This is a genomic window from Pseudarthrobacter scleromae (genome assembly GCF_014644515.1).
Classification (GTDB): Bacteria; Actinomycetota; Actinomycetes; order Actinomycetales; family Micrococcaceae; genus Arthrobacter; species Arthrobacter scleromae.
Map to the genome: position 1 here is coordinate 357083 of NZ_BMKV01000005.1, position 18088 is coordinate 375170.

Annotated in this window: 16 protein-coding genes; 5 read left to right on the forward strand and 11 right to left on the reverse strand. The window is 64.5% G+C overall.

Annotated features, from left to right (window positions below):
- Window positions 1-96: 96 nt before the first annotated feature.
- The gene (locus tag IEX33_RS14925) at window positions 97-1188 is read left to right on the forward strand and encodes an SDR family oxidoreductase (protein ID WP_188731444.1); all 1092 of its coding nucleotides are present in this window, start codon (window positions 97-99) and stop codon (window positions 1186-1188) included.
- Window positions 1189-1266: 78 nt separating this feature from the next.
- Here IEX33_RS14925 and katG read toward each other — a convergent pair whose 3' ends face one another.
- From katG to IEX33_RS14950, 5 genes are all read right to left on the reverse strand, one after another.
- Window positions 1267-3561: a catalase/peroxidase HPI gene (gene katG / locus IEX33_RS14930; RefSeq protein ID WP_188731446.1), complete on the reverse strand. Its 2295-nt coding sequence runs from the start codon at window positions 3559-3561 to the stop codon at window positions 1267-1269.
- 98 nt (window positions 3562-3659) lie between these two features.
- Window positions 3660-3983: an antibiotic biosynthesis monooxygenase family protein gene (locus IEX33_RS14935; RefSeq protein WP_188731448.1), complete on the reverse strand. Its 324-nt coding sequence runs from the start codon at window positions 3981-3983 to the stop codon at window positions 3660-3662.
- 89 nt (window positions 3984-4072) lie between these two features.
- Window positions 4073-4393 carry a DMT family transporter gene (locus IEX33_RS14940; RefSeq protein ID WP_188731450.1) on the reverse strand — a complete coding sequence of 107 codons (321 nt, stop codon included), beginning with the start codon at window positions 4391-4393 and terminating at the stop codon, window positions 4073-4075.
- Window positions 4390-4746 (reverse strand): DMT family transporter, encoded by a 357-nt coding sequence (locus IEX33_RS14945; RefSeq protein ID WP_188731452.1) that lies wholly within the window; start codon window positions 4744-4746, stop codon window positions 4390-4392. Before IEX33_RS14945 ends, IEX33_RS14940 begins: the two co-directional genes overlap by 4 nt.
- Window positions 4747-4862: 116 nt before the next feature.
- Window positions 4863-5501, reverse strand: a complete 639-nt coding sequence (locus IEX33_RS14950) for an isochorismatase family protein (RefSeq protein ID WP_188731454.1) — start codon at window positions 5499-5501, stop codon at window positions 4863-4865.
- Window positions 5502-5636: 135 nt separating this feature from the next.
- Between IEX33_RS14950 and IEX33_RS14955 the strand changes: the two genes are divergently transcribed.
- A complete protein-coding gene (locus IEX33_RS14955; RefSeq protein WP_188731456.1) occupies window positions 5637-6587 on the forward strand; it encodes a GlxA family transcriptional regulator in 951 nt (316 codons plus the stop codon).
- A gap of 22 nt (window positions 6588-6609) precedes the next feature.
- Here the strand turns inward: IEX33_RS14955 and IEX33_RS14960 are convergent, their stop codons facing one another.
- Window positions 6610-7593 (reverse strand): aldo/keto reductase, encoded by a 984-nt coding sequence (locus IEX33_RS14960; RefSeq protein ID WP_188731458.1) that lies wholly within the window; start codon window positions 7591-7593, stop codon window positions 6610-6612.
- 92 nt (window positions 7594-7685) lie between these two features.
- On the opposite strand from IEX33_RS14960, the gene IEX33_RS14965 reads away from it, so the two are divergent.
- Window positions 7686-8096: a MerR family transcriptional regulator gene (locus tag IEX33_RS14965; protein ID WP_188731460.1), complete on the forward strand. Its 411-nt coding sequence runs from the start codon at window positions 7686-7688 to the stop codon at window positions 8094-8096.
- Window positions 8097-8102: 6 nt separating this feature from the next.
- Here the strand turns inward: IEX33_RS14965 and IEX33_RS14970 are convergent, their stop codons facing one another.
- From IEX33_RS14970 to IEX33_RS14990, 5 genes are read right to left on the reverse strand one after another with little or no spacing between them, the layout of a single operon-like run.
- Window positions 8103-10433, reverse strand: coding sequence for a beta-L-arabinofuranosidase domain-containing protein (locus IEX33_RS14970; protein WP_188731462.1), 2331 nt, complete (start codon window positions 10431-10433; stop codon window positions 8103-8105).
- 46 nt (window positions 10434-10479) lie between these two features.
- Window positions 10480-11397 carry a carbohydrate ABC transporter permease gene (locus tag IEX33_RS14975; protein WP_188731464.1) on the reverse strand — a complete coding sequence of 306 codons (918 nt, stop codon included), beginning with the start codon at window positions 11395-11397 and terminating at the stop codon, window positions 10480-10482.
- 40 nt (window positions 11398-11437) lie between these two features.
- Window positions 11438-12358 carry a carbohydrate ABC transporter permease gene (locus tag IEX33_RS14980; protein WP_188731466.1) on the reverse strand — a complete coding sequence of 307 codons (921 nt, stop codon included), beginning with the start codon at window positions 12356-12358 and terminating at the stop codon, window positions 11438-11440.
- A complete protein-coding gene (locus tag IEX33_RS14985; RefSeq protein WP_188731468.1) occupies window positions 12355-13722 on the reverse strand; it encodes an ABC transporter substrate-binding protein in 1368 nt (455 codons plus the stop codon). Before IEX33_RS14985 ends, IEX33_RS14980 begins: the two co-directional genes overlap by 4 nt.
- Before the next feature lie 36 nt (window positions 13723-13758).
- Window positions 13759-14754: a LacI family DNA-binding transcriptional regulator gene (locus IEX33_RS14990; protein WP_188731469.1), complete on the reverse strand. Its 996-nt coding sequence runs from the start codon at window positions 14752-14754 to the stop codon at window positions 13759-13761.
- 181 nt (window positions 14755-14935) lie between these two features.
- Here IEX33_RS14990 and IEX33_RS14995 point away from each other — a divergent pair, with 181 nt between their 5' ends.
- Entirely contained in the window at window positions 14936-16228 is a 1293-nt protein-coding gene (locus IEX33_RS14995; RefSeq protein WP_188731471.1) for an ABC transporter substrate-binding protein, read from the forward strand.
- 190 nt (window positions 16229-16418) lie between these two features.
- Complete coding sequence (locus IEX33_RS15000; RefSeq protein ID WP_188731473.1) at window positions 16419-18047, forward strand: SLC13 family permease; 1629 nt, start codon at window positions 16419-16421, stop codon at window positions 18045-18047.
- The last annotated feature ends 41 nt before the right edge of the window (window positions 18048-18088 follow it).

Genomic DNA, 18088 nt, shown 5'->3' on the forward strand with positions numbered 1-18088 from the left:
ACGCGGGGTCGAGGAATATCTCCCCGTGCCAGCGGCTTGCAGCTAGAGGCCATTGCGCGCACGCGTAATTCAGCAGCACATACCAGAAGGAGCTCCATGACTATTGGCGCAGGAACAACCGCAGGGACCGAAAAGACTGCTCTTGTTGTGGGAGCGACCGGCATAGCGGGGTCTGCCCTGGTCGATACGTTGTCACGCCAGGGGTGGAGCGTGCTCGCCCTCTCCCGGAAGCCCGGTACTGAGCGTCCCGGAGTTCGGTGGCTCTCCGCGGACCTGACCTCGGCTGCGTCGCTGGCCGCTGCGCTCGGTCCGGAGAACCCCTCCCATGTCTTCTTCACAGCATGGTCGCGGCAGGACACCGAAGAGGAGAACATCTCCGTCAACGCCGGCATGGTGCGGGACCTCCTGGCGGCACTCCGCGGCAAGGACGTAGCGCACGTTGCATTGATGACCGGACTGAAGCACTACCTCGGTCCCTTCGAGGCGTACGCGGCGGGGGAAATGCCGGACACTCCTTTCCATGAGGAGGAGCCGCGCCTGCCGGTCCCGAACTTCTACTACGCCCAGGAGGACGAGCTCTGGGCGGCCGCGGCGGCGCAGGGCTTCACCTGGTCCGTGCACCGCGCACACACGGTGATCGGGCACGCCGTCGGCAACGCCATGAACATGGGCCTGACGCTCGCCGCCCAGGCCACCCTGTGCCGGGATAGCGGTGAGCCGTTCGTCTTCCCGGGTTCCGAGACACAGTGGAACGGCCTGACGGACATGACGGATGCGGGCCTGCTCGCCGAGCACATGCTGTGGGCGTCCACCACGCCGGCGGCCGCGAACGAGGCCTTCAACATCGTCAACGGCGATGTGTTCCGCTGGCGCTGGATGTGGCCGAAGCTTGCCGCCTACTTCGGCGTGGAGTGGGAGGGATACGAGGGATCACCCCGCCCCCTGGAGCAGTCGATGGCGGGCCGGGAGGACCAGTGGCGGGACATCGCCGCGCGCCATAACCTCAGCGAGCCGGACCTGAACCGCCTGGCGTCCTGGTGGCACACGGACGGCGACCTGGGGCGTGGCATTGAGGTAGTCACTGACATGGGGAAGAGCCGGGACACCGGGTTCACCGGATACCGGCGGACGCTGGATGCCTTTACCACGCTCTTCGACCGCTACCGGGCGGAGAACCTGATTCCCTGAGTTGCTGCTAACCAGTGGCAAACGTCCGGGCCGGCCGCAAACGCAGCCGGCCCGGACGCAGTGGTCAAAGGAATAGGATCACTTCAGGTCGAAGCGGTCCAGCTCCATGACCTTCACCCACGCCGCCACGAAGTCGTTGACGAACTTCTCCCCGGCGTCGTCGCTCGCGTAGACCTCGGACATCGCCCGGAGCTGGGAGTTGGAGCCGAACACCAGGTCCACCGGGGTGGCGGTCCACTTCAGCTCGCCGGTGGCGACGTCGGTGATCTCATAGACGTTCTCCTCATTCTCCGACGCCTTCCACTTGGTGCCGGGGGAGAGCAGGTTGACGAAGAAGTCGTTCGTCAGGACCTGCGGCCGGTCCGTGAGGACTCCATGCTTGGAGCCGCCGATGTTGGTGCCGAGCGCACGCATGCCGCCAACGAGCGCCGTCATCTCCGGTGCGGACAGGTCCAGCAGGTACGCCTTGTCCAGCAGGAGGGTTTCCGGCTGGAGCTTCTCGCCGGGGCGCACGTAGTTGCGGAACCCGTCAGCCCGCGGCTTCAGGTACTGGAACTGCTCGACGTCGGTCTGGTCCTGGGCGGCATCGGTGCGTCCCGGACGGAACGGCACGGTGACGGGGAAGCCGGCGTCGCCCGCTGCCTTCTCCACCGCGGCGCAGCCACCGAGGACGATCAGGTCCGCCAGCGAGACCTTCCTGCCTCCCGCCTCGGACGAGTTGAACTCCTGCTGCACGCGCTCAATGGCCTGCAACGCCGTCGCAAGCTGCTCAGGTTCGTTGACCTCCCAGCCGCGCTGGGGCTCCAGCCGGATCCGGGCACCGTTGGCGCCGCCGCGCCGGTCGGTCTTGCGGAAGGTGGAGGCGGCGGCCCATGCCGTGGTGGCCAGCTGGGAGACGGACAGTCCCGAGTCCAGGAGCCGGGCCTTCAGGGATGCGATGTCCTGCTCGCCGATCAGTTCATGGTCGACGGCGGGAACGGGGTCCTGCCAGAGCTGGGCTTCCGGAACCCACGGCCCCAGCATGTGCGGGCCGACGGGGCCCATGTCGCGGTGCAGCAGCTTGTACCAGGCCTTGGCGAAGGCGAGCTGGAACTCGTCCGGGTTCTTCAGGAAGCGCTGCCCAATTTCCTCATAGACAGGATCGAAGCGAAGCGACAGGTCGGTGGTCAGCATGGTGGGCCGGTGCTTTTTGTTGGGGTCGTGCGCATCCGGGATGATCTCCGGGGCGTCCTTGGCAACCCACTGATGGGCGCCGGCGGGGCTCTTGACCAGCTCCCACTCGTACTCGAACAGGATCTCCAGGAAGCGGTTGCTCCACTGGGTGGGCTTGTCGGTCCAGGTAACTTCCAGGCCCGAGGTGATCGTGTCGCCGCCCTTGCCGCTGCCGTACGTGCTGAGCCAGCCCAGGCCCTGGGCCTCAAGGTCGGCGCCTTCGGGCTCTGGACCTACGTGCGCGTCGGCGTCGCCTGCGCCGTGGGTCTTGCCGAACGTGTGGCCGCCAGCAATCAGCGCGAACGTCTCTTCGTCGTTCATGGCCATCCGCTTGAACGTCTCGCGGATAAACGCTGCCGCGAGCTTGGGATCCGGGTTGCCCATGGGCCCCTCGGGGTTGACGTAGATCAGGCCCATTTCCGTGGAGCCGACTTCCTCCGACATCTGGCCTTCGCCGATGTAGCGCTCGTCGCCCAGCCAGGTGTCCTCCGGACCCCAGAAGATCTCCTCGGGCTCCCACACGTCCTCGCGGCCGAAGGCGAAACCGAAGGTCTTGAAGCCCATGGACTCCAGGGCGACGTTGCCGGCGAGGACCAGCAGGTCGGCCCAGGAGAGCTTCTGGCCGTACTTCTGCTTGACCGGCCACAGCAGCCGCCGGGCCTTGTCCAGGTTGGCGTTGTCCGGCCAGCTGTTGAGGGGCGCAAACCGCTGGCTGCCGTCCCCGGCGCCGCCGCGGCCATCGTGGACGCGGTATGTGCCGGCGGCGTGCCAGCTCAAGCGGATCATCAGGCCGCCGTAGTGGCCGAAGTCAGCGGGCCACCAGTCCTGGGAGGTGGTGAGGACCTCGGTGATGTCCTGCTTCAGTGCCTCGACGTCGAGCTTCTGGAACTCCTCGCGGTAGCTGAAGCCCGGGCCGAGGGGGTTGCCCTTGGGGTGGTTGGCGTGAAGCACGGAGAGGTCCAGCTGGTTGGGCCACCAGTCTGCGACGGTGCGGGGCCGGTGCCCCTTGGGCTGGGGTGAGTCGATGGCCGGGTTTTCACTCTCGCTGCCGTGCGAGGTCACGCTGCCATGGTCCACCGGGCATCCGCTCTCGACCTTGCTGTCCAGGCCTTGGGCGCTTCCGGGAGTGGGTATCGGAGGGTGTTCCGGACGATCGGTCATGTGCTTCCTTCCATCTGGCCGAGGCCGTGGAGCGGACTCGGGCGGCCGGTTCAACCTTCCCATTTGAACACAGTCGGCTGGACTGGGGGAGGGGGCAGTCACATGGCGGGTGGGTGGCCCTGCTGAGGGACCGAACTGACCAGGTTGTAGTGCTCGACGACGGGAAACGGCTCATAGAACCGGTGCAGGAGGGCGCGCCACTGCTGGTACTCAGGGGATCCCCGGAAGCCAACGGTGTGGTCCTCCAGCGTGTCCCACTCCACGAGCAGCAGGTACGTGCCGGGGGACTCGACGGACCGCGAGAGGGACAAGGAGAGGAACCCTGGCATGGAGGCAATGATGGGCTGGGCTTGGGCGAACGCTGTCTCGAATGCCTCTTCCCGGCCGGGGACAACAGGCAGCAGGGCGTGTTCAGTAATCACCCAGCAAGTCTTGCAAACTTCCGGCGCGGGAATTGAGTCCATGGCCAGGACCGGCCGTACGGCCCGGACACGTGGGACCGGTTTTCTGGCTAGTGCGCCGCGCCCAGCTCGATCAGCAGGACCCCGCCGATGATGAGGCCGAGTCCCAGCATCATGACGGGGGTGATTGTCTCCTTGAAGAAGACACGGCTGGCCAGGGCGGTCAGTGCGACCCCGGCCGCGGCCCAAATGCCGTAGGCGACTCCGAGGTTCATGCCCTGTTCGAGGGTCAGCGTCAGGAGGGTGAAGGCCAGGAAGTATCCGACGGCGACAGGCACGTACCAGCGCCGCTTGCCAGTGGACGCGACCCGCAGCAAAAGGGTGGCGGTCACCTCGGTGAGGATTGCGGCCGTCAACAACAGCCACATCATGAGCGGACCATTTCTTTTGCGGGTTCTGCTGCTGGCTCCTTGTGCGACCCCAGTTCAACGCAGAGCACGCCGCCGATCACCATGGCGACGCCGACCATCATCACGGGAGTCAGCGCTTCACCAAACAGGAGGGCAGCCAGCAGCACGGTGAGTGTCACTCCCAGCGCGGCCCAGATGCCATAGGCGACGCCGAGACCCAGGCCTTTACGGAGGACTCCGGCGAGGAAAGCGAAGGACGCGGAATAACCGAGAACCACCACGATGAAGAAGGCAGGATTATCGAGGGCCGCTTTCAGGGAGAGGGACGCCGTCACCTCACTCAGGATCGCGCCGGCGAGAAGAATCCACTTCATTTTCAGTCCTTGAATTTCGTTGGGGCTTGGTCCCCGGTGGGTGCAACGGCAGGAGTGCTGCTGGTGTTCCCGGGCTTCCCACGTGCGATGGCAGGCGGGAGGCCCGGGACGGCTAATTACACCTGCGGGACGAGCTCCAAACCGGCCACAGCGGAGCTGCCCAGGTCACTCCCTGCAAGGGCCTGATTCGCAGCCAGGGCACTGGTCCAGGTGTCAGTATCCGCTACGGCTGCCCAGTTCGAGTTCAGCAGCGCGAGCAGGGTGGTGTGCACGGTCTTTGCGTCGGCGGAGCCTGCGTCGTTGGCGAGGTTGATGGCGCCGGTGGCATCGGAGAGAACTTCGGTGGTGAAGCCGAGGAACTCGGCCTCCACGGCGGAGGCGAGCACGCAGTTGTTGGTCATGTAGCCCGCCATGGTGACCGTGTCGACATCGTGCTTCCGCAGCCATTCGGCGAGGTCCGTGCCCGCGTAGACGGAGCCGAACTGCTTGACCAGCGACTTCCATTCGCCGGTCCTGCGGCGTTCAATTTCGGGGTGCAGTTCGAACTCGGGTGTGCCGGGTGCGAACACGGGTGCACCTTCGCCGGCGGAATGCTGGATCACGGCAACGGGAATGCCCGCGGCGGTGGCGGCGTCCACTGCCTTCGCGATCGCGGGCAGGGACTCCTGGTGCGGCGGGTACTGGATTTCGAGGGGGCCGCTGAAGTACTGCTGCTGCACGTCAATGAGGATGAGGGCGCGGCGGGGGGTGCTCATATCTTTGTTCTCCCTGGTGGTTCTCTGGGCTGCCTTCTGGCAACTGTTCCAGTCTTCCGGCTGCCGGTCTCCGCCAACAGTGGCACGGCGGCCGATGTACGATGGATTTGGGCCAAGATGCTTGGAAGGGGCCGGATGAAGATTGCGGTCTATGCGTTCGATGGGGCAACGATGTTCCACCTCGCCGTTCCGCAGATGGTCTTTGACGAGGTTGCCCGCCAGGGCCTTGCCGGCTGGAAAACGGTTCTGTTCTCTGACCGGGAGGGCGAGGTCACCACCGCTGAGGGCTATCGGCTGGGCGAGGTGGAAGGGCCGGAAGCCGCAGAGGCGGCGGACGTGGTGGTGGTGCCTTCATGGTTCGACGACGGGCGCCTGCCGAGTGATTCGCTGCGGCAGGTGCTCCAAGAGGCGCACGGGCGCGGGGTGCCGATCTTGGGTTTGTGCCTTGGGGCAATCCCCGTGGCCGACGCCGGCTTGCTCGCTGGGCGTCGGGCGGTCACGCACTGGCAGGCGTTCGATTCCCTTGCCGGACGGCACCCTGATATCGCCCTGGACCAGTCCGTGCTCTACATCGACCACGGCGACGTGCTGACCTCGGCCGGAACCGCCTCCGCGCTGGACGCATGCCTGCACCTGGTGCGGGCCCGGCTCGGCGCGGAGGCGGCGAACCAGGTGGCACGCAGCCTGGTCATCGCACCGCACCGGGAGGGCGGGCAGGCGCAGTACATCGAGCGCCCTGTTCCTTCCCGCTCCACCGACGATCCGATCTCGCGCCTGCTGGAATGGGCCCTGGGCCGCCTGGGTGAACCCCTGACCATTGACCTGCTGGCGGCGCAGGCGCACCTGACCCGCCGGACTTTCGTCCGTTCCTTCCGGGCAGCAACAGGAACGACGCCCGCCGCCTGGATCCGGGCCCGCCGCCTTGACGCAGCCCGGCGGCTGCTCGAAACCTGCGACCTGTCCATCGAACAGGTCGCAGCCGACTGCGGCTTCGGGAACGCCGTCACCCTCCGGCAGAACTTCGCGGCCGCCTTTTCGACGACGCCAACGGAGTACCGGCGGCAGTTTGATACCCGGGCTGGTTAGCACCTCGCTTTTCACACGGCGCTCAGGTGCGGTCCCGGGCCATGGCCGCTTCCGTATTCCGGGTTCCGGTTGCTGCTCCGTGGGGTGAGGCTTCGTCGATTTCGGCGAGGTCCTCCGGTGTGAGCTCGACGTCCGCTGCGGCCGCGTTCTCTTCCACCCGATGGGTCTTGGTGGTCCCTGGGATGGGGGTGGTGCCATTGTGGATCACCCAGGCAAGCGCGAGCTGCGCCGGTGTGATGCCCTTGCGCCCGGCGAGCGTCCGCAGCACGTCGACGATCCGGAGGTTGGCCTCGATGGCTGAGTCCGAGAATCGGGGCAAGTTCCTGCGGGCATCGCCTTCCGGCAGGTCGTCCTTCCTGGTGATTGTCCCGCCGAGGAAGCCCCGGCCCAGCGGTGAGAAGGGAACAAACCCGATGCCGAGTTCACGTGCGGTATCAAGGACGCCGTTGTGCTCCGCGTCCCGCTCGAACAGGCTGTATTCCGACTGGATGGCAGTGATCGGGAACGTCGCGTGGGCCTTTCTCAGGGTTTCGGCGGAAGTTTCAGATACGCCGATGTAACGGACCTTTCCGGACTCTACCGCCTGCCCCATCGCCCCGATCGTTTCCTCGATCGGTGTGGCCGGGTCGACGCGGTGCAGGTACCAGAGATCGATATGGTCGGTTCCCAAATGGCGAAGGGACCGGTCGAGTGCCCTGCGTGCGTACTCAGGGGAACCGTTCGGCCCATGAGGCGTCCCGTCGTCGTCGAACTCAATGGCGAACTTCGTGGCAATGCCCACGCGATCGCGGTCTCCGCCAAGCGCCTTCCCCAGCAATTGCTCATTGGCGAAGGGGCCATAAGCCTCTGCAGTGTCGAACATGGTCACTCCGAGGTCCAGCGCACGGCGGATGGTCCTGATGGATTCGTTCTCCGCGGCACCGCCGTAGAAGGCGCTCATGCCCATACATCCAAGTCCCATGACTGAGCTGGTCAGGCCCTGCGCGCCCAATGCAACCTGTTTCATATGCTGTCCTCCAAACACAAGCTCCGGAACATCCGGATGCGTCCAGCGTCGATGCTGGTGTGCACACCATGTCAAATGCGAAACTTGGAAGCATGCCTTCCCTGACACCGGCCGGACCCGATGCTGGCCTCACGATCAGTGAGGCTGCAGATGCCCTCGGCATCACCGTTGACACCATTCGCTATTACGAGAAGGAAGGGATCGCCCCCGCGCCGGAGAGAGGCCCGAGCGGATGGCGCCGGTACGATCCTTCCACCATGAGCTGGCTCGCGGGCGTGCTCATGCTTCGCGGTACCGGCATGAATATTCAACAGATGCGCGACTACGCCGCCGCATACCAGGCCGGGGCATCCACCGAAGACCGGCTGGCGCTGCTTGAACAGCACCACGCTGCCGTTCTTGAACGTCTTGCCGGCGTGCACCGGCACCTCAGTGCCCTGGAACGGAAAATCGATGCCTACAGGGAAGCCATCCACTCCGGCAGGCAGGTGCCAAGCCCTTAAGCTCCGTCAGTCACGCCGAGGTCCTTGCCGCAGTTCCACGGCCAGCAAGTCCTCGGTGGCGAAGCCGGGCTCAGCGTGCACCGCGAACACGAGTGCCACTGAATCCTTGATCCGTGCTTCCACCGGAATGGCGTACTCGGTTACTTCGCAGTCATAGTCTGTTCCGGAGCGCAGTATCTTCGTCAGCGGTGAGCCGTTGAGGGTGAGCCGCTGGTGGCGTCCCGGATTCCGCCGGACCTTGACCCTGAGGAAAGCTGCTTCACAGTTGGGATCCTTGAGGGTATAGGAGAACCAGCCTGTGGCGGTTCGCCAATGCAGCCCGTCCTGCCCTCCGGCCTTCGTGCCTTCGCCGGCAAAGAAGTGGTCAGCTTCTGGTTGCTGCTCGCCGGCAGTGACGGCGTCGACGACGGCGGCCAGTTCCGCTGCGTCGGCGTCCATTGCGGCGAGTTCGGCAGTCCGCGCGGAGGGAACGGAGCCGGTTGGCCAGTAGACCGTGTAGCGCTCATCGTGGATCCCTGCGAACGGTTCGAGCCGGACCCGGATGGGAGAACCATCCTGTGTGGCGGTGAGTTCCGCGGAAAGCGCTTCGCGGTTGACCATGACGACGGCGTCTGCCGGCTTTTGCGCGGAGACCACCGGGGTATGTGCCAGCGCCAGCTGGCGGCCGCTGGCAACATGGCCCATGCGTTCGTCGGGTGCTTCGAAGCTTTCCAGCCCGGCGTTTCCTTCCCTGGCGGCAAGGACCACTGGTCCGTAGCGGAAGGAGACCCAGGGCGAGCCGTCCGGAAGAGTTTCGGCCCGGACTTCCGCGCCGAGCCGGATGGAGACCGTGGTGGTGCCTTCCCAGACGCGCTGGATAAGTACGGAGTTTCCCTCTTCATCGGGTCTGGCCTGTGGAGGGATGGCCCCGATGCTGTCGGGTACGCGGACTTCCATATCGGTGGCCCACGCGGGGCGTCGAAGCCGCAGGATGAACTCTGTGGGGGCGTCCGCGGTGACGGTCAGTGTAGCGACGTCCGAGTGCGGGAAATCTGTCTCCAGTTGAACGTGTATTCCGCGTTCGGACCAGTCCAGCGTGGAGGCAATGTAGAGGTTGACGGAGAGGCTGTCGCCGCTGTGGCTGTAGATAAGTTCTCCGTAGCTGGCATGGTTCTCCATTCCGGAGCCCACACAGCACCACATTGACTCATGGACTTTGGAGTACACGCGGTAGTGGGTCGGCCTCATCGGAGTGAAGTACACGAAGCCGCCCCGCTCGGGGTGCTGGGAGGAGAGGATGTGGTTGAAGGTGGCGCGCTCGTAGAACTCCACCGCCGCGGGTTCACCGGTTCGTTCGAAGCGCAGCTTGGCGAGCTTCAGCATGTTGTACGTGTTGCAGGTTTCCGGGCCCTGGACGTCCAGGACCATGGGAGTGAAGTCCCGCGAGGGATGGAAATGCTCGCGCACGCTGTTGCCGCCGATCGACACGGTCCGCTGCCGGGTGACAACGTCCCAGAAGTGATCGGATGCCTTGAAGTAGTGCGCGTCCCCGGTAGCCTGGGCAAACCGTTCGTAACCCACAACTTTGGGAATCTGCGTGTTGGCGTGAAGTCCATCCAGGCGGTCGTCACCCGCAGCCAGCGGATCAAGGAGTGCCTGGTGCGAGAAACGGCGGGCCTCGCGCAGGTAGTCTGCCCGGCCGGTCAGCCGGGCAAGGGATGTCCAAGTGTCGTTCATGCCGCCGAACTCCGTGCTGAGCACTTCCTCGAATGAATCGTCGTCGAGGTGGCGCGAGACCGTGAGCCACCAGTCCGCCAGCCGGGTGAGTACGGTCAGGGCTTTTTCGGAACGGGTATAGGTGTAGGCGTCCAGGAGGCCGGCAAAGGTCTTGTGCAGGTTGTAGAGCGGGACCCACCGGCCGTTGAGCGTAAAGAGATCAGCGTCGATGTTCCCGGCCGCCAGCTCTTCGCCGAGCCGGCGTCCACCGGGAACGCCGCCAAGGTAGCCGTTTCCGGCTGCAGCCTGGCATTGTTCCAGGACCTCCACAACGTACTGCACCCGTTCGAGCAGCCGGACGTCGCCGGTGGCGGCGAAGAGCCGGGCGCAGGCCGTCAGGTAGTGCCCGCCGATGTGTCCGCCCATGCCGTCGGATTCCCAGCCGCCGTAGGGTTCCGCTGCCGTCTCAAGTCCCGCTTCCTGCAGGTATGGCGCGCAAAGACGGTCGGCGTCGAGCTCGAGGACGTAGCGGACGTCAACGTCCTGCGCGGTCTTGAATTGGCCGGGCAGCAGCCGGATCCGGTCCAGGGGAAAGGACGACGGCGGTAGTTGCGTGATTGCCGGGGGACTGGTGAGGTGCATGGTTGCTTTCTTGGGTTGCTTCGGCGGCGTAGGAGGACGTGTGCGCTCAGCCCTTGACGGCGCCGGCTACGAGGCCGCGCACATAGTATCGCTGGACTGCCGCGTACAGGATGATGCAGGGAAGCATGAGCAGGACGGCCCCTGCGATGACATAGCCGTGGTTCACCACGCCGAACGCACCGGAGGCGAGGTTCTGGACGGCGACGGGAAGAGTGAACAGTTCCTGTTTGGTGAGGAACGTCAGCGCGCCCAGGAAATCCCCCCATCCGCCGAGGAAGGCGAAAAGGAACACCGTGACGGCGCCCGGAACGATCATGGGCCTCAGCACCGAAAGCAGGATCCTCAGTGGACCGGCACCATCAATCCGTGCTGCTTCCACCACTTCCCTGGGGATCTGGGCGAAGGAGTTCCGCATCAGGAAGACACCAAAGGGCAGGTTGAAGGTGATGTGGAAGACGATGATGCCGGCAAGTGAGTCCGTGAGGCCGAGGGCGTTCATCTCCAGGAAGAGCGGCGTCAGGATGGCCTGGAACGGGACCATCATGGTCAGCAGGATGAGCGCGAAGGCAATGTTGGACCCCTTGAACGGGAAGTTCACCAGGGCGTAGGCGGCCAGGGTGGTGATGATGACGCTGAACACGGCGGCGCCCAGGGCAATGGCCAGGCTGTTCCAGATGTAGGACCCTGCCCCGATGTTGGCAATGAGCCCCGTGTAGTTTTCGAAGGTCAGGTTGTCGAATGACTGTTCCGATGAAGGGGCCGCGATCTGGGATCCTGGCTGAAGGGACCGGAGGAAGGACCACGCCACCGGGACAACAAAGGCTATGGACACTGCGGTGCCGATGACAGCATAGATGGCGGTCCTCAACCGGGCAGCTGTCCGTGCCCGGGAGGCAGTTGGAGGTGTGGTGGGGCGGGGCTTGTGCTGCGTCACCTGCGGCGGCGCTTCGACGGACGTTGTCATGGCATCTCCTGTTCGGGGCTGGGCCAAAGAAGTGGGTGGGTCAGTCCTCGCGCATGACGCGGAACTGGATGAGCGTGAGGATCGCCGCGATGATGACCACCACGAAGGACAGGGCGGTTGCGTAACCCACCTGCAGGTCGCCGAAGGCTTTGTTGTAGACGTAGAGCATCACGGTCAGGGTGCCGGTTCCCGGGCCGCCGCCGGTGATGATGAAGAACTGGGTGAAGGCCAGGATGGCCCCGATGAATCCCATGACCGTCAGGAGCCCCAGGTAGCGCTTGACCAGCGGGACCGTCACCTGGAATTCCTGCTGCCACCGTCCGGCGCCGCCGATCTGCGCCGATTCGTACAGTTCGTCCGGGATGCCCTGCATGCCGGACATGAGGATGATCATGGCGAAACCGGACCCCACGTAGGCACCCAGCAGGACTATGAGGACCGTGGCGCTGGTTGCGTCCAGAAGCCAGGGAGTAGGCGCAGAAGTGATGCCGAGCGCCAGCAGGATCTGGTCCAGGACGCCGCTGTCCGGCCGGAACTCCAGCAGGGCAACGAAGCTGAATGAGGTGATGCCGATGACGTACGGAAGGAAAACGGCGGTGCGGATGAGCCCGGCACCCCGCCGGTTCGAACGAACCAGCACGGCCAGGAGGTAGCCGACCACCACCCCCAGCACGGTGGAGACCACCGCAAAAAGGAGCGTGTAGAGAATGGATCCCCAGAAGGTGGTGTCGGTGAAGGCAGTGAGGTAGTTTTCGACGCCGGTGAACTCAACGTCGCCGACGAGCGGCCAGTTGGTGAGTGAGATGACCACTGCGAACAGCAGCGGAAAGACGACAAAGGCGGCGACGAGGAGCATGGCCGGCGCGAGCATGAGCATTCCGGTATAGGAATCGCGGCGCGAGGCAGGCCTTGGGGCGCGTGTGCGCTTGTCCCGGCTGAGGGAGGGGGTTGCTGTGGTCATGCCTGGTTCACCTTCAAAACTCGGGCGGTTTCCTGATGCCCGCGTTGGAGGATGTCCTCCATCGCCTCCTGGCCGAAAACTGCTTCGCGGAACATCGCAGGCCACGGTGACTGTACGGTGTTGGTGAGTTGTGTGTAGAGCGTTGTGGGAGCGGCGAACCCGTCGTTCATCCGTTCCATGCCCGGGACCATCAGCGGGAATTTCTCGCTGAAATCCGTCTGCAGGATGTCGCTGCGGACCGGGTACCAGCCCAGCGCCGCCAGTTCCGACTGCTGTTCAAGTTCACCCACAAAGCGGATGAAGTCCCACGCCGCCCCAGGGTTGGGGGCACCCCGAGGGATGGACAGCACCGCACCACCGGAAAACTGGGAAAAGTTTCCGTCCGGCCCTGGAAACGCACTCACGCCGAGCTTGTCCAGGAACTCCGGCTTGGCGCTGCCCACCACCAGGTCGTAGGAACCCGGAAACAGTCCCACGGTTCCGGCGAGGAAGTCCTGGCCCCAGGCAGCTCCGGAGTCTGCTGCTGCCCCTGGTTGCGAGAGACCCTTCCTGTGGAATTCCCGGTAAAGTTCCAGGGTCCGGCGGAGCGGATCATTGCCCAGCACTGCTGCTTGTTGCCGGCCCAGTGGCCCGTCGTAGAAAGGGCTGTGGTCTGCCCAGAAGTGCGGCTGGATGACATAGCCCAGGATGCCGGCGGAGTTGCCGGTGAAGGTCACTCCGGAGACGCCGTCGATCCCCTGCAGGGCCGTGGCGTGCTCCAGGTACTCTGCGAAGTTTCCGGGTCCTTTCTCAGGGTCCAGTCCGGCCTTCGCGTAGAGCTCTTTGTTCCAGAACAGCTGTGAGACGTTGGAAAGTGCCGGTAGCCCGTAGATCTTTCCCTCGTAGGAGGCAACGTCCAGGAGCGGCTTGTTGAGGTGGGCGGCGTAGGGGAGTCCCGTCACCAGGGAGGTGAGGTCCGTGAATGCTTCCCGGATGGTGAAAACCGGACTTGTGACGGAATCGGGGGCCACAACGTCCGGAACGGCGCCGCTCCGGATGGAGGTGGCGAGCTTCGTTGTCATCTGCCCCTCCGGCAGCACGGTGAGCTGGATCCGCACCGCCTGCTGGGCCTGGTGGTATTTGTCCACAATGAGCTGCGCCGGTTTGAACGCCGTGCTTCGGCACCAGAACCGGATGGTGCCTGATGGGTTCTTCCCGAAGCCGGCGGCGGTGACGCTGGCTTCCGGCAGCACGGCGGAACATCCCGTCAGGCCAAGGGCCGCGGCTGCGGCTCCCAGGGTAAGGACGGAACGCCGGCTGGGGCCGCTGATGCCATCCGCGCGGCGTTTTTGGGCGCGCTGAAGGGAGGGTGGTGGGTACATCATTGTTCCCTCGTGTTCTGTAGGGGTGAATGGAAGGGGCTAGGTGGAATCGCGCACGATCAGCTGGCAGGGCAGCGCATCTATCCCGGGCCTGGAATTTCCGGTGATGGCTTCGAGCACGCGTGCTCCTGCCGCGCGGCCCAGTTCTTCGAGGTTCATGTCGATGGTGGTCAGGGCGGGGCGGCTGTTCAGGGCTGCCGCTGCCCAGTTGTCAAAGCCGATGATTGAGACGTCATGGGGTACAACGATGTTTGCCTCGCGCAGACCATCAGCTACGCCGCGGGCGATTTCGTCGCTGCCGCAGAGCACCATGTCCACGGGTTCCACCCGCTGGCGGAGCATCTGGGCAGCCTGCCGGCCCCACGCCTCGGACCAGTTTCCGTAGAGTGCTCGTTCGCCCACGAGGGTGAGCCCGAAGGTCGGGGCGTGTTCCTGGACGGCCTGGGCGCGGATCCTGGCAGAGTAGTCCTGGCGGGGGCCCGCCACGTAGGCGATGTTCTGGTGCCCCAGGTTGGCTGCATGTTCCAGGGCCAGGAGCATGCCCTGGACCTGGTCCACCACCACTGACATGTCTTCGGGGTCTGAAGACTGTCCCATGACATAGACGATCGGCACTGATGTCTTGGGTAGTGGGGCGCGGGGGCCGGTGTGGTTGGTCATGACGACGATTCCGTCGACATTCCGCGAGGCGAGCGTTTCAACGCAGTGGCGCTCGCGGACCAGGTCACCCCGGGAGTTGCTGATGAGCACCGACGCCTGGTCAGGGCCGAATGAATCCTCGAGGCCGTACATCACCGGAATGCTGAAGCGCCCGATGTCATCCGAGGTGACCAGGCCTATGGTGATCACCTCGCCGCTGCTGGTTTCGGCAGGCAGGGTTTCGAAGCCAAGCTTGTGTGCTGCAGCCAGGACCCTGTCCCGGGTATCTTCCCGGAGCTGGCCCCGATTGTTGAGTGCCTTGGAGACCGTGCCAATTGATACCCCGGAGGCATTGGCGACGTCGGCCAGGGTGACCCGGCGGGAGGGAAAGCTCACGGTTCTCCTGAGATGGGGGATGTGCTCGCGAAGCAAGCCTATGTTGCCGTCATTTTCCTGTCAACGGAAATGTTTCTGGATTTTTCCGTATTGGACTGATACGTTTCACAACGTGTAATCCAGGTCACCTCACAGAGGAATGTCCGGACCATCAGGCAACACACTGAGCAAGGAGGCTCCCATGATCAACAGAAGGCATTTCCTCACCACCGTGGCCGTCGGCACCGCATCTGCCGCAGCTTTGGCTGCGTGTGGAACGGGATCCAGCACCAGCGCTGGAGAGACGGGCTCCGCGGAGAACCCGGTTACCATCAACTACACCTGGTGGGGTAACGACGACCGCGCCGAGCGCACCCGCAAGGCGATCGCGCTGTTCGAGGAGAAGAACCCGGACATCAAGGTCAACGGCAACTTCACCGACTTCGCCGGCTACTGGCAGAAGCGCGCCACCGAGGCCGCCGGCGGCGGGCTGCCCGACGTGATGCAGTGGGACCTGTCCTACCTGCGCGATTACGGCCAGCGCAACCAACTCCTGGACCTGGGCACCGTGAACATCAACACGGACGCGTTCGAGAAGTCCCTCCTGCCCTCCGGGCAGATCAAGGGCAAGACCTACGGCATCCCCACCAGTACCAACGCGTTCGCCGTCTACTACGACCCCGCCAAGCTGGCGCCCCTGGGCATCGCGGAGCCCACCGGCACATGGACCTACAAAGAGTTCAACGACTTCATGACGGAGGTAGGCACTAAGAGCAACGGCGCTATTTACGGCGGCGGCGACTACACGTCCGTCTGGTGGATGTTCAACATCTGGCTGCGCCAGAACAATATCGAGGCCTTCACCGAGGACGGCAAGCTCGGCTTCACCAAGGACGATATGAAGAAGTGGTGGAACCAGACTGCTGCCCTGCGCGGCACCCCGGCCATGATTTCCGAAGAGCGCGTCACCCAGCTCGCCCCCAAGTCCCCGTTCGGCTCCAACGTCACCGCCACCGAGGTCACCTGGGACAACTTCATGGCCGGCTACCTCTCGGACACCGGGGCGAAGGAGCTCAAGCTGGTGCCGCCGCCGTCGGACGATCCGGACAACCTGGGCCTGTTCCTGAAGCCCTCCATGCTGATGGTTGCCAGCGCCAAGACCAAGTACAAAGACGCTGCCGGCCGGTTCATCGACTTCATGGTCAACGACCCCGAGGTGGGCCAGATCTTCAAGACCTCCCGCGGTGTCCCGGCGTCGAAGACCCAGCGCGACGGGACCACCTTCGAAGGTACGGACAAGCTCGTGGTCGATTACGAGAAGTCCATCGAGCAGTACCTCAAGGACGCACCCGAGCCGCCGATCGTCGGTTTCGGCACGCTCGAGGCGTCCTTCAAGCGTGTTGCCTCCGACTTGAACTTTGGCAAGCTGACTGTCGACGGCGCCGCCGACGCATGGTTCAAGGAAGCCGAAGACCTCATTAAGCAGAACGCCTGACCAGGCGCTGTCGCTGGACCGTGGCGGCGCCACCTGGCGGACGGCGCCGTTACGCGGGCATTCTCAAATGATTCTTCGAATAACGCCACGCGGGCATCTTTGATGAGTCAACGCGGGGGGTTGTGGGCCTGTTGACCGGCTGCTACTTTGTTGGCACTCACTCACACAATGGCGTGCGGAGGGCCGGAAAATGAGCGAACCGTCCAGGAGGGTAATTCCCGAGCAAGGTGAGTTCGACGAGGAACCCGGCGAAGGCCGGCCACCCCGCCGGGCAAGCCGTACATGGCTGGTCCGCGGCCTTGGAGTGGCCCTCGGCGTCATCGTCTACTTCCTCCTCAGCGGCTCCGGACTGTCCAACGACGCCCGCGTGGTGGCCGGCGTCGGCACCCTCATGGCGGTCTGGTGGATGACCGAGGCTGTGCCGTTGTCCGTCACGTCGCTGCTGCCCATCGCGCTGATGCCCGTGTTGACGGAACGGACCATTGCCGAGACCACCGCTCCCTACGCCAACCCGATCGTCTTCCTGTTCCTCGGCGGCTTCCTGATCGCCATTGCCATGCAGAAGTGGAACCTCCACCGCAGGATCGCGCTGCTGACCCTGCGGCGCGTGGGAACCCACCCGCGCCAGATCATCCTGGGCCTGATGATCTCCACCGCCTTCCTGTCGATGTGGGTGTCCAACACCGCCACTACGCTGATGATGCTGCCGATTGCCCTGAGCGTGCTGACCCTCGTGGTGGAGAACAGCAAGCATGGCGCGGAAGCCGCCGTCGGTACTGGTGGAAGAGACGTTGGCGAGGAACTCCGGGCGGGCGGGGCCGTCAGTGACCTCATCGAGAACCGCGAAGTGCGCGTCTTCGGCGTCGCCCTGGTCCTCGCGGTGGCATGGTCCGCCACCATCGGCGGGCTGGGAACCCTCCTCGGCAGCCCTCCCAACGCCATTGTGGCCGGCTACATCAGTGACGAACTTGGAAAGACCGTCGGTTTCGCCCAGTGGATGATGCTCGGGGTCCCCATCGTTGTGGTGTTCATCGGACTGGCGTGGCTGCTCCTCACACGGTTCATCTTCCGTTTCCACCTGGACGAGGTGCCCGGCGGCAAACAGCTCATTAATGACGAAATTGCTGCCCTGGGACCCATGAGCCAGGGCGAGAAGATTGTGCGTGCGGTGTTCGTTGGCGCCGCATTTTTCTGGATCGTGCCAGGCCTGCTGTCCAACATCGGCGACCTGGGTGACCAACTGCCCTTCCTGGACATCTTCGACGACACCGTGGTAGCCATCGCGGCCGGTGCGCTGCTGTTCATTATTCCCGGCGACAAGCAGGGGAACATGACCCTCAACTGGAAGGACGCGGAAGAGGGTCTGCCCTGGGGTGTCCTCCTGCTGTTCGGCGGCGGGCTGTCGCTGGCTGCGGCGGTGGCGGGCACCGGCCTGGACGCCTGGTTCGGTGAACGGGTCAGTGGCCTCGGGGCACTGCCGATCATTCTGCTGCTGGCCACGGTGGTCCTTATTGTCCTGTTCCTTACCGAGATCACCAGCAACACCGCCACAGCGGCCACCTTCATTCCCATCCTGGGCGGGGTGGCCATCGGCATCGGTATCGACCCCATGGCGCTCCTGATCCCGGCGGCACTGGCGGCAACCTGCGCGTTCATGCTGCCGGTGGGAACACCTCCCAACGCCATCGTCTTCGCAACCGGCAACGTCAAGATCAGCGAGATGGTCCGCGGGGGCATCGTGCTCAACGTGGTGGGCGTCCTCCTGATCACCATCTTCACCGTGCTCATTGGCCCGTTCGCGTTGGGCCTGGTGCTCTAGAGAACTTCCCAGCCTCCGGACGTAAACTGACCTTCGCACCA